Source organism: Rhizobium sp. L43 (assembly GCF_002531725.1).
Lineage (GTDB): Bacteria > Pseudomonadota > Alphaproteobacteria > Rhizobiales > Rhizobiaceae > Rhizobium.
Window position 1 is genome coordinate 350653 of sequence record NZ_NWSQ01000001.1, and the last position, 11507, is coordinate 362159.

Here is an 11507-nt window from a genome sequence, read left to right on the forward strand (position 1 = left end):
CTCATTTCGCTCCCGGAAAGACGCCGTCGAAGAGATCGCCGGAATCGTCGGCGACATCGCGGATTTCCCGGCGCAGCGTCGGATCGTAGCCGCGGCGCGTGGTCTCGTTGTTGTGCGAGGCAAACAGCGTTGCGTCGTCCACCGTGAACGCATCCTTCCAGCGGAGGCTTCTGATCGTATCGAGATCGTCGGAATCCCTGAACTTGTAGACGCGGTCGGCGGTCGCCGTGACCAGCTGCGGCTTCTCATCGGCGAGGTCGCCGACCATGTCGCCGAAGTCGCGGCCGTCGCTCTTCAGGGTGTTCTGCACGTCGTCCCAGACAAAGCTACGCTGCGGATCGCCGCCGCCTTCATGCGACGGGGTGCGCGAACAGCTCATGGCGTCGCGTCCGGGCAGCGCCGGCAGGGCCGGGATCGGGAAGACGTTCGAGAAATCCGACGTGCAGTCCAGCCCATTCGCCTCGGCGAAGGCGGCGTTGCGCATCGCGAGCATCGTGCCGACCTTCTTGGTGGAAATCCTGTTCGCATGGATGACGAAAATCACGATCAGCAGGATGACCGGCGCCGCGAGCACGAATTCGATCGAGGCAAGCCCGCGCCTGTCGCGGTGCAGCCGCATCATCAGGCCGCCGGCCGGCGCGCCGCCTGCATGTTCAGTGTGTGTTGACGGCAGCCCAGGCATTGGCTCCTCCCTGGTCGAAGACACGGGTCAGGCCGGTATAACTGTCGGCGGCCGGGCTCTGCTTGATGGTGTTCGAAACCGCGCCGATATCGTCGGCGAGCGTGGCCGGGGCGAGCGATGCGAGCCAGTCCTGGGTGTAGAGATCGAAGGCCGTGTAATTGTGGACCCAGCTCTGCGCGAACGCATAGGCGGACGGTGTCTTGTCCTTGAAGATGCGGATCTGCAGCCGGGCACGGGGCGCGCGCGAAACGATCGCCAGGGTCTGATAGTCGTCGAGTTGCTCGCCGCCGAAGGGCGTGAAGTTGAACGGGACGCGTCCCTTCAGCCAGTAAGGCTTGGGGAAGGAGACCACAGGCAGGCTAGCACCCGCCACCGAGATCGCGCCGCCCGCCGGGCCGCAGACCTGGTTCCAGATCATGTCGAACTTGCGGGTGAAATCGTTCTCGTCTTTTGTCTGCTTGTCGGAATAGCGCGGTGGCACGTCGATCGGCAGCTGGAAGGGGTTTACGATGCCGAATTCGATGCCGAAGAATTCCTCCGCGACAAAGAAGCTGCCATCGAGCAGAAGTTCCTGCCACCAGCTGAGATCGGCATATTGCTCGATGATCGCCTTGAACGGGATCTTGCTCAGATAGGCCGGGCCGAAGGCTTCATAGAAGATGTAGAACTCCACCAGCTGATCGTCGATGCCGCTCTCGTGGTTGACCCAGTCGCGGATATGGCTGCCGTCGACGCCGCCGGCCGTCAGCGGACCCTTGCCGTTGGGGAAGCCGCGGTTGGCGAACTCGCCGCGCATGAGCAGCGGATCCTGTCCCTGGGTGCCATTGGCCATGGCAAGGCACATTTCGGCATAGGCCGAGGCGGGATTGATGCCGTCACGATCGACCGGCAGGTTGCCGCCCGCACCCTCTCCGGCGTCGTTGCAGGACTCGCACGGCGGATGGAAGACGACATGATCCGACTTGTTCAGGCGCACCAGATGCAGGGCCTCGTTGCCGACCCGCTGCGGGAAGCTCTCGACGAGGTAATCGTTGAGGTCGTTCATCGCATCGATGATGTCGCTGGACTTGTTGATGAGACCCCAGGGATCGTATTTGACTTGCGCCGCCACCGTATATGCAATCGCCTTGGTGGCCTCCGTCGCCCGGAATCCCTGGAACGCCAGGCAAGCGCCGTAGATGATGCCGCCGACGATCGGGACCTTTTGCCAGCCGGGGCAATAGGGCATGGGCGGCATCGGCGGCAGCAGCGATGCCGGGCCGAAGCCTTCCGTGAAGGAATATTCGGCGAGTTTCGCCAGAATGACACCCGAGCGCAGGGCCAATTCCGCCGTCGTAAGCTGGTAGGCGACCGACGTCGCCATGACGACGGTTGCTTGCGAGGAAGCGACGTTGTTCATCGCCATGATGTTGAGATAGCGGGCTTCCCAGTCGGCATGGACGAGAGCGGCGGCGTCGGCGGTATCCTGCGTGCGCTGCTTGTCGTAGATCATCTGTCCGGTATTCAGGATCCAGACGATCATCAATGCCAGCGCGATCGTCATGTAGAGGATGATCGGCGAGAGGAAGCCGCGTTCGTCGCGGTGCAGACGTTTGATGAGGGTCGGTGTCATAGCAGGTTCACCTCCGCCGTCGAGATCGTGTAGTAGCGGCCGTCCTTCCGCTGGCCGCGGGCAAAGACCCAGCCGGCATATTCGAGCAGCAGGAAGCGCGCTTCCACCTTGGCGGTAACCGGCACGTGCGGCGAACGGTTGATGGCGGCATAGAGCGCCATCGGCGCGCGGTCGACGGTGACGGTGACGTTCTGCGGGTCGAACATGTAGCGGGCCTGGTTGCGCATCGCGCGCCAGTTCTTCGAAAGGCCCGAGGCATCGGCAAGGCTTTTCAGCGCCTCTTCCGGCGGCTGGCAGGCGCCGACGCATTTCAGCTGGTCGTAGGGTGCGGCCGGGATCAGCGCCAGGCGGGCGGCAAGATCGGCCTTGCCGGCAGCGGCATCGTCATCGCAGGTCTTGGCGTCGATTAGGCTGCGGATGGTGATCGGCAGGGCCGGGCAGAAATAGACGCGGGCGCTGCGCGCCGCCGCATAGGCGGCATAATGGGTGAAGAGGTGGTTCTTGGCTAGGATCGTGAACTGGAAGACCACGAACATGAAGAAGACGAAGACCGGCGTGACGAGCACGAAATCCATCATCGTCGTGCTGCCGGATGTATCGCCGTGCAGCTCCGATATCCGACGCCGGCGGGCGGAAAGTCGCGGCAGCAGCAGCATCGAGGCAAGCAGCATCATAGCGATCGCAAAGGTGCCGAAGAGCGCGCCGTGATCCTCAGGGATCCAGAAGGTCCGCGAGTGCAGGATCGAACTCCAGAAGGCACCGTCGAAGAGGGGGCGTTCGAGTTCCGCGCGCATTGCCGTTACCTCACGAGTGAAAGAGGGGTGAAATCAGGCATGAAAAGGCACCAGAGAAGTCCGAGCGCAGCGGCAACGCCGAAGCGGACGGTATGATGGGTTTCGCGCGGCTTCAGCACCGAAGCGGCATCGCGGAAACCGGCGGGCAGGAGCAGCGCGAACAGTCCGACCGTTCGGGCCAGCACGCTCCACTGAACACGCCGCGCCATGGAGAAAACGGCGATCACGCCGCCGACCATCAGCGATGCAAGGGTGACGTCGATGGCGGGCCACAGGCCGAGAATGGCGCCGAGCGCCGCCATCAGCTTGACGTCGCCGCCGCCGCAGCTTCCGGCTGCGAAGGCGATGATGAAGATCAGGCCTGAAGCAAGCAGGCCGGCAAAGGCAAGGCCGATCCCCGCCAGACCGCCGCTGACGGCTGCCAGCATGAAGCCGGTAAGCAGGCAGGGATAGGTCACGGCGTTCGGGATGTGACCATGGCGGTGATCGAGCACCGCCGCGGTCATGGTGCAGGCGACGGCAAGCGCCGCCGCTGCAGGCATCAGGGTCAGATCATAGGTGGTATCCATGATCCCGGTCCACTTATTGACCCGGCTCGGGAATTCTCTCGGCATCCGAGAGCGCCGTGTTCTTTTCGTTGAACCATTCGCCGATCTGTTTGCCGAATGCGAGCAGGAGCAGCATCAGCGGAATGACGATCAGCGCGACGGCCAGGACGATCTGGGCCATGTCGCCGCGTTCGTCCTTGTGAAGTGCAATTGCGAGAGTCTTGAGTTTTCCAAACATCTGCGTATTCCTCGTTCCTAGGTTTGTTTCGGATCGAAGACCTTCGTGAAGATGAAGCAAGCATACGCTATCGATCCGAACCAGCACGTTGCTCGTTCCAATGATATTTTCTGCTTCAGCTTATCTTCCCCGGCGGCCAACGCTTGTTGAGCAACACCATTAAGACCCAAGAGTGCGCCCAAGGCCAGCCCTCCGTCAAGCAAACGAAACGAAGGGTTCCAATTGTCTTGGAGGCATCGCTGGCAGAATCGCAGTTGACGCCGGATATTCTTAACTAACCGTTTGAACCGGCTGCAGTTTTACCGGCGGAAACGAAGTTTTGGGCGGCCTTGTGCGGCTTCGTCTACTGCTCCATAATTGGTCAATTCTTTCAAAGCGATAGAAGAAATGGCGCGCCGCGCGCACAAAGGCTGCCTTCGCGGAGCCCAACCATGGCGTTATTTGAGGATCTGGATTAAGCTTTCCTCAAATGGCGGGCATGGTCCGCCAGTCGATCCGGAGAGAAAACGATGGAAACGATGAGCAGCATCTTGATACTTGGATTGGTCCTCATTCCACTGATGATGTTCTTTCCGACCGCCGTTCAGATGATGGCGACACTGTTCGGCATGAGCTCGGTCCTGGTCGGGATGCCGCTCTGATGAAAGCCGTTTCCGACGATGCAGCCGAACAGGCAACCTTCCAGGTCCTGACCCGAGCGCTGGACAAGTTGCTCGGACCGATCCGTTTCCTCCTCGAAGATCCGAGCGTTTCCGAAATCCTGATCAACGGGACATCCGACATCTTCGTCGAAAGGCGCGGCAAGCTCGAACGCGCCGATGCGCGTTTCGCCAGCCGCGAGGACCTGGAATCGGCCGCACGCAGCATCGCGCAATTCTCCGGCAAACGGCTGACGCCGGAGGAGCCGAGCGTCGAGGCCCGTTTGCCGGATGGCTCACGCGTGCAGATGATCCAGCCGCCTGCCGCCCGCACCGGGCTCTGCATCTCCATTCGCCGTTTTCTGAAGGAACATCGCAGCATTCGCGATCTCGTTACCCAGGGCAGCCTGACCGAGGAGTCGCTGTCGCTGCTGCAGGCGGCCGTCGGGCTACAGAAGAACGTCATCATCTCCGGCGGCACCGGCACCGGCAAGACGACGATGCTAAACGCGCTGTCGGAAGCCTTTGCCGACCACGAGCGCATCATCGTCATCGAGGACACGTCGGAACTGCAGATCCGCAAGGAGCACGTCGTCTATCTCGAAGTGACGAAGCCCGACCGTTTCGGCCGCGGCGGCGCCAGCATCCGCGACCTGTTCCGCTCATCGCTGCGCATGCGGCCTGACCGCATCATCGTCGGCGAATGCCGCGGCGGCGAGGCGCTCGACATGATCCAGGCGATGACCTCGGGCCACAGCGGCAGCCTTTCGACGGTGCATGCGAACACGCCCTACGACGCGCTGCACCGGCTGGAAACCTTAGCGCTGATGTCCGACATCGATATGCCGCTGCGGCCGCTGCGCGCCCAGATCGCCTCGGCGGTCGACGTCGTCGTGCAGATCGCCCGCTTCAAGCGCACCGGCAGACGCCGGGTGATCGAGATTTCCGAGATCAAGGGCCTCAACAATGACGGCCAGTATATCGTCGAAAGCATCTACAAGCTCGAGGGCGACGGCCATTCCAATTCCGATGGCGCATTGCTGTGGACCGGCGTCGTCCCGAGCTTCGCCACCGACGCGATCGAAGAGCTGCAAGGCGCGGAGCGATCGGAGTGGATGAAGGCCGAAGCCGCGGTGCGGGCAACGGCTTGAAATCTATTGGCGGACGCCAACTGCATGATGCATTCGAGGGAAGGGAAGGCAAACCTGGTTGCCTTCCCCGGTGTTTACCGGCGCTTGTTGCGCCAAGGCGCGTTCTTCTGCCAGTCGCCGGCCATGATGCTCCCGTAGGGGATCACCTCGTCGACCACATCGGCGAGGCCGTAGTGCTCGATCTGCGCCCGCACGTTCGCAGCACTCTTGTAGGCACTCGGCAATTCCGACACATCGGCGAAACCGGAGAAGAACCGCGCGTCGAGACCGCTTGTTTCCTTCTCCAGAATAGCCGCGATGTTGTTCGGGCTCAGACCGCGCGAATCCGCCCCATATTCCGCAGACAGCTGCCTCATATGTGCGCTGCGCGAAAAGTTACGGCCGGCGCCATGCGGCGAGAAGCCGAGGCCATGGGCAGCGTTCGAGCCGCGAACGATCAGGATCGGTTCCGCCATATTGAGCGGAATGATGGTCAGATCGGTCGCGTCATGCGCCCAGTTGTCGAAGGCAGGGGTCGCACCCTTTCCGTGGTAGAACAGCCCGTCCGACTTCCGGAAGACGAAATTATGCTCGTTCCAGAAGCGGTCCGCGACCTTGGCCGAGAGCCTTTCCGCCGCCATGTCGTGAAGGACATAGTGGTTTTCTTTTGTCCACTGGCGGATCGTCTGCAGCGCCGACCAGTAGAAGTCACCTTCCTCGGTATCCGCCGGAATCCAGGCATTTTCCCGATGCGTCTCGGGCGAGATGCGTTCCCGAAACTGGTTGGCGACCTTCATGCCCTTGTCGTAGAGCCGCGCTCCCGGTGCCCGCGATCCATGATGGGTCACAAGCGCGGTTTCACCGGTCGATTTCATCGTTCCGACATAGGCGAAATGATTGCCGTCGCCCTGGGTGGCGAAATGCTCGATGCCGGCGCTCAGCACGCCGTCGCGCAGATAAGGATTCTGCTCGAAGGCCGAAAGCGTCGCCTCGGAAGGCTTCAGCTGCGCGCCGCGCGGACGACCGCCGGGACCGAAATGCGTCACGGCATGCACGGCATCCAGAAGCGACTTCGGGTCTGTGCCGGGAAAGATCGAGATCGCCATGGAGCAGCAGATATCGGCCGAATGCATGCCGGGATGGATCGCTTCGGACGCGACTACGCCGCCGACCGGGATCGTTCCCACCGGGCCAGCCGGGCAAGCGTCCGGCATGATCGCCGCGGATCGGACGACGGGTGTGCGCACCAGCGCGCGCATCGTCGCATTGACCTTCTCGACATTGTCCTGCTCAAAGGCGTTCTCGGCACGGATATTGGAATAGATCTCGATATCGTTATCGGCCCTCAAGGCAAGCGTCGGCCCGGGCTGGAAGGCTTTTGCCGCTTCCAGCGCATCCGCCACCGAACCACCCTTGCTCAAAACCGCGTTGGCCGCGTCGAGAGCCGGGCGAAACCACTTCCCCTGGCTCATGCCGGCATCGATCAAATCCTGTCCGCTCATTACCGCTATCATTGTCTTTTCTGCGTCTGCAGTCCTTCTTGTTCCGTTGCTTCTCTTCACACCACCTGGGCGACGAGCATTGCCGGAGATCTCTCTCGCCGCACGCATTCCATGATCATGGCGCGATGCGGCCCCTGTAGTCACCGGTGGCATTCGCCCAGGGCCTTTCTTCATCACCCCGGCGACGAGATGTGGCAGGACAATTTACTGAGCTACGCGCTCCCTTCGGAAGCGCGGGATGATTTGAACACCCGACCTGCCCGCCGGAAATCCGACGGGCCGCTCTACCTGTAGTCCTGCCGGCATTCGCCGGGGTAGTTCGTTCCTGCAGGGCAGGAAGTTGCAGCGGCGACGAGGGTGGACGAAACCGGATGGCCCCGCTCGTGCCAGAGAGCGTATGCCCAGGAGGAGTCGAACCTGCCAGACCATCCAACGTTGGCGGCTGTAGTTCCGTCCGGCATTCGCCGCTGCATTCGGCTATGGCGACAACTGTCCGGGAAACAGCTTGCTCTACCAACTGAGCTACAGGACCAGGTCCTGGCGAGAATCGAACTCGCGACACAGATGTAGTTCCCCATGCATTCGCCATGTCATTTCATTCGTCCGTGACGACGAGGTGTGGTGAAACAGCCTGCTCTATCCGCTGAGCTACGGGTCCATAAACTGGGGGACCCGACGGGATTCGAACCCGCGACCTGGAGATTTAACGATCTGTAGTTTCATCCGGCATTCGTCACGGCTCCCCGCGCCGGTCACGGTGGCGCGAGGGTATTGCTTCTGCGAGCCCGTCAGAGCGCGATCGCCTCGATGGCTTTCACCCAGCCATCCGCTCCCTTGCTATTGGCCGCGAAAGCCGTGATCACTCCGTAGACGGCATCCGAGAAGCCGCCGATATTGAGCACGTCTTCCCGCGTCGGCGCCTGGGTCGTGGCATGGGGCTGGATGTCGAGGCAGACCAGCTTTGCAGCCGGGTTGACCCGCTTGATCCTGGCCCATTCCGTCATGACAGCAGTCGGCTGTCCGCTCCCGCGCGCATCCACCCAGGACTCATTGTCCGAGATGAACACCACGAGATCGACCTTGGCCTTCTCGTTTGCCAGCCTCTTCAGCGGTGCGGAGCAGTTGGTTCCGCCGCCGCCGATTTTCGCCAGCTTGCCGGCATTGGTCATCACCGAATCCCGCTTGTTGAGGCTGACATGCACCACGTCATTCTCGAACGGCAGCACCCGCGCCTTCGGGTTGCGCTGCAGGAACGCCGCGGTCATCAGACCGGCGACATCGATGCAGCGAACCGAGGACGTCGCACCCTTGCGGTAACCGGTCACGGGCGAACCCATGGAACCCGACACGTCGGGGCACAGCACCACATTGCCCGTCAGGGACGGCACGTTGGCGATGGCGATATCCATCGCCTCCTGAAGCGCATCCCGCACGGCATGGGGAAGCTGGCCGTCGACCATCTTCCACGCCATCATCAGCTGATAGGGGAAGACCTTTGCCTTGCGGATTTCCTCCGGATCGGCAAGCCGCGCCGCCAGCGCCTCGGCAAAACCCTCGACCTCGAACACGCCGTTGCGTGCAAAGGTGTTGAGGTTCTGCCGCACCATCTGCCAGCCGCCCTTGCGGGCGATTTCAACCCAATGCTCCCGCGTCAGCGGCAGCGAGGTCAGCATCTGGAACGGGACGTCCGGCACTGGCACCGTCTGGTCACGCCGGAACGCTTCCAATGCCTTGACGAGCTCAGGCAGTGCCGCGTAGTCGTGCGGCTTGCTGATCGCCCAGGCATAAAGCGCCTTGCGCTCCTCCGTCGCCGGCTTCGGATGCACCATGCGGATGACGTCGGCGAGCGAAGGATCGTTTCCGACCATCGCACGCAGGATCTGCTCGGTGCTCGCCCGTTCGAGCCACGCCTGCACCACCTTCTTCGGGCGTGTGCCGAGGGACTTCCGACCCGTGGCGCCGGAGCGCATGACCTGCACGAAGCCGCGCAGCATCTTGCCGCTCTTCACCACCCGCGGGAATGCACGGGCGAAGGCGTCGCTCTGAAGGCTGGAGAGCATGGCGAGCAACGTCACCGGCATGTCCTTCATCTGCCCCTTCTCAGCGGCGTAAACAGCCACCTTGGCGAGAAATTCCGGCTCGACCTGAAGGGCAAGCGTCTTTATCGCGTCGAGCTGCTCGGCCCCATCCGCATAGAAGGTGCCGTTGAAGGTGCCGGTCACAGCATATTGCGCCAGCGCCTCGCGCGGCGTCAGCTGGTAGGCCGGAGCCGCTTCATGATTTTTTGTATCCGTTCCCGGAAGCAGTTTCCCGAGATAGGTTTTGAAGATCGCCTTGTTGACCATGACGGCACCTCTTGTTGGGTTCATGCCAGATACATTTCAAGACGCGTGCCAGTTTGGAGAAAAGAGCGAGGCATACACGAAACTTTCGTACATCTCTTTGTTTTAAAAAGAGAAATTTTTACGCCACATCGAACGCAATCATGAATTGCGAAAATCCGTATCCAGATTATATTATCGCATATTATATCACTTTATAATTCTGGATAAGACATGAAGCGCCGCGTCGCCATCAGCATATTGGGAACCACCCTGGATGCAGGGAAATGGGAAAACCGCTGGAGTCGCTGGCGGCCCAGTGTCGCGCTTTGCCAGCAGCCGGGCCTGTTCATCGACCGGCTGGAACTGATCCACGACAACCGCTCGCAAGCTCTCTGTCACCGTATCGTTGCCGACATCGAAACCGTGGCGCCGGCGACGGAGGTGCGGAGCAACGTCATCAACTTCCGGGACCCCTGGGATTTTTCCGAGGTCTATACGAGCCTCAGGGACTTTGCCCGCAATTACAACTTCGACCCCGACACGGAAGACTATCTCGTCAACATCACCACCGGCACCCATGTGGCCCAGATCTGCTGGTTCCTGCTGACCGAAGCCCGCATCATTCCCGGCCAGCTGCTGCAGCTCTCGCCGCCGCGCGAGCGGGAACCGGAGCAGGATTTCGCCGGCACACATCGGATCATCGACCTCGACCTTTCCCGCTATGACGAGATCGCCAAGCGCTTCGCTTCCGAGCGGGAAGACGCCGCCTCTTTCCTGAAATCGGGAATTTCGACCCGCAACGCCGCCTTCAACAGAATGATCGACGAGATCGAAAGGGTGGTGATCCGCTCGACGGCGCCCGTTCTCCTGACCGGCCCGACCGGCGCCGGCAAGTCGCAACTTGCCCGCCGGATCTACGAGTTGAAGAAGAGCCAGCGCAAGGTCAGTGGCCCCTTCATCGAGGTCAACTGCGCGACGCTGCGCGGCGACCAGGCCATGTCTACCCTGTTCGGCCATGTGAAAGGCGCCTTTACCGGCGCTGCCGGCGAGCGTGCCGGCTTGCTCAAGTCCGCCGACAAAGGCGTGCTGTTCCTCGACGAGATCGGCGAACTCGGCCTCGACGAACAGGCCATGTGCCTGCGCGCGATCGAGGAAAAGAAGTTCCTGCCCATGGGCGCCGATCGGGAAGTGACGGCGGACTTTCAGCTGCTGGCCGGCACCAATCGCGATCTTGGCGAGGATGTCCGAAAGGGAAGGTTCCGCGAAGATCTCTATGCCCGCCTGAACCTCTGGACGTTCCAGCTGCCGGCCCTGCGCGAGCGCAAGGAGGACATCGAGCCCAATCTCGACTTCGAGCTGAGGCGTTATCTGGAACGAGAAGGCGAAAATGTCACCTTCAACAAGGAAGCACGCCAACGCTATCTTGCTTTCGCAACCGGCCCGCAAGCCGTCTGGAGCGCCAATTTTCGCGACCTGTCGGCTTCGGTGACCCGCATGGCGACCCTCGCGCCGCATGGGCGCATCACGACCGACGTCGTTGACGATGAAGTCCGACGGCTGAATGCGTTTTGGCGCAGCTCAAGCGACGACGGCAGGGTGGATCTGATCCTTGAAGAGGTGCTGGGTGCAGAGACTGCCGCTCGCCTCGATCGCTTCGACGCAGCACAGCTTGCCGCGGTTCTGCACACCTGCCGTCAACATGCAACGGCAAGCGCGGCGGGCAGAGCCTTGTTTGCGATCTCACGCTTGGAGAAAAAGAGCAGCAACGACGCCGATCGCCTGAGCAAATATCTCGCGCGCTTCAGTCTCAGATTCGAGGATATCAAGAGACCTGAATAAGGGTTTGGTTGGATGAACGCCAATCATCTCTTTCGCTCATAGGACAACCGTTGGCCGTTGCCGGGCTACCGAAGGGTATCGCCTTTGCAACACTCGCTCTGCCTTCGCGTTCGTTTCGAAATGGACTACCCCTGAGTCATATGCGAATACATATCGACGTAAACAGTGGCTCCGTCGCCGATTTTCCACTGAACCTGCGC

9 protein-coding genes are annotated in these 11507 nt (G+C 61.5%); 2 read left to right on the top strand and 7 right to left on the bottom strand.

What is annotated here, in order from left to right; translation table 11 throughout:
• Window position 1: 1 nt before the first annotated feature.
• The 5 genes from CO667_RS01645 to CO667_RS01665 are packed head-to-tail and all read right to left on the bottom strand — an operon-like array spanning window position 2 to window position 3874.
• Window positions 2–682, bottom strand: coding sequence for a TadE family protein (locus tag CO667_RS01645; protein WP_097616629.1), 681 nt, complete (start codon window positions 680–682; stop codon window positions 2–4).
• Entirely contained in the window at window positions 654–2294 is a 1641-nt protein-coding gene (locus tag CO667_RS01650; RefSeq protein ID WP_097616630.1) for a Tad domain-containing protein, read from the bottom strand. Before CO667_RS01650 ends, CO667_RS01645 begins: the two co-directional genes overlap by 29 nt.
• Window positions 2291–3088 carry a TadE/TadG family type IV pilus assembly protein gene (locus tag CO667_RS01655; protein WP_097616632.1) on the bottom strand — a complete coding sequence of 266 codons (798 nt, stop codon included), beginning with the start codon at window positions 3086–3088 and terminating at the stop codon, window positions 2291–2293. Before CO667_RS01655 ends, CO667_RS01650 begins: the two co-directional genes overlap by 4 nt.
• A gap of 5 nt (window positions 3089–3093) precedes the next feature.
• Complete coding sequence (locus tag CO667_RS01660) at window positions 3094–3657, bottom strand: A24 family peptidase (protein WP_097616635.1); 564 nt, start codon at window positions 3655–3657, stop codon at window positions 3094–3096.
• Window positions 3658–3670: 13 nt separating this feature from the next.
• Window positions 3671–3874, bottom strand: a complete 204-nt coding sequence (locus CO667_RS01665) for a hypothetical protein (protein WP_018246152.1) — start codon at window positions 3872–3874, stop codon at window positions 3671–3673.
• 469 nt (window positions 3875–4343) lie between these two features.
• Here CO667_RS01665 and CO667_RS01675 point away from each other — a divergent pair, with 469 nt between their 5' ends.
• Complete coding sequence (locus CO667_RS01675) at window positions 4344–5663, top strand: ATPase, T2SS/T4P/T4SS family (RefSeq protein WP_245433034.1); 1320 nt, start codon at window positions 4344–4346, stop codon at window positions 5661–5663.
• Between the two features lie 74 nt (window positions 5664–5737).
• On the opposite strand, the gene CO667_RS01680 is transcribed toward CO667_RS01675, so the two are convergent.
• Together CO667_RS01680 and CO667_RS01685 are read right to left on the bottom strand one after the other, a co-directional pair.
• Entirely contained in the window at window positions 5738–7144 is a 1407-nt protein-coding gene (locus CO667_RS01680) for an RtcB family protein (protein WP_097616637.1), read from the bottom strand.
• A gap of 788 nt (window positions 7145–7932) precedes the next feature.
• A complete protein-coding gene (locus CO667_RS01685) occupies window positions 7933–9489 on the bottom strand; it encodes an RNA-binding protein (protein ID WP_097616639.1) in 1557 nt (518 codons plus the stop codon).
• A gap of 210 nt (window positions 9490–9699) precedes the next feature.
• Between CO667_RS01685 and rtcR the strand changes: the two genes are divergently transcribed.
• Window positions 9700–11307 carry an RNA repair transcriptional activator RtcR gene (rtcR, locus tag CO667_RS01690; RefSeq protein WP_097616642.1) on the top strand — a complete coding sequence of 536 codons (1608 nt, stop codon included), beginning with the start codon at window positions 9700–9702 and terminating at the stop codon, window positions 11305–11307.
• The last annotated feature ends 200 nt before the right edge of the window (window positions 11308–11507 follow it).

Bases quoted from the DNA above. Each gene is read 5' to 3' on its own strand.
- rtcR (WP_097616642.1), top strand. From the start codon at position 9,700: ATGAAGCGCCGCGTCGCCATCAGCATATTGGGAACCACCCTGGATGCA.
- CO667_RS01680 (WP_097616637.1), bottom strand. From the start codon at position 7,144: ATGAGCGGACAGGATTTGATCGATGCCGGCATGAGCCAGGGGAAGTGG.
- CO667_RS01655 (WP_097616632.1), bottom strand. From the start codon at position 3,088: ATGCGCGCGGAACTCGAACGCCCCCTCTTCGACGGTGCCTTCTGGAGT.
- CO667_RS01665 (WP_018246152.1), bottom strand. From the start codon at position 3,874: ATGTTTGGAAAACTCAAGACTCTCGCAATTGCACTTCACAAGGACGAA.
- CO667_RS01650 (WP_097616630.1), bottom strand. From the start codon at position 2,294: ATGACACCGACCCTCATCAAACGTCTGCACCGCGACGAACGCGGCTTC.
- CO667_RS01660 (WP_097616635.1), bottom strand. From the start codon at position 3,657: ATGGATACCACCTATGATCTGACCCTGATGCCTGCAGCGGCGGCGCTT.
- CO667_RS01675 (WP_245433034.1), top strand. From the start codon at position 4,344: ATGGCGGGCATGGTCCGCCAGTCGATCCGGAGAGAAAACGATGGAAAC.
- CO667_RS01645 (WP_097616629.1), bottom strand. From the start codon at position 682: ATGCCTGGGCTGCCGTCAACACACACTGAACATGCAGGCGGCGCGCCG.
- CO667_RS01685 (WP_097616639.1), bottom strand. From the start codon at position 9,489: ATGGTCAACAAGGCGATCTTCAAAACCTATCTCGGGAAACTGCTTCCG.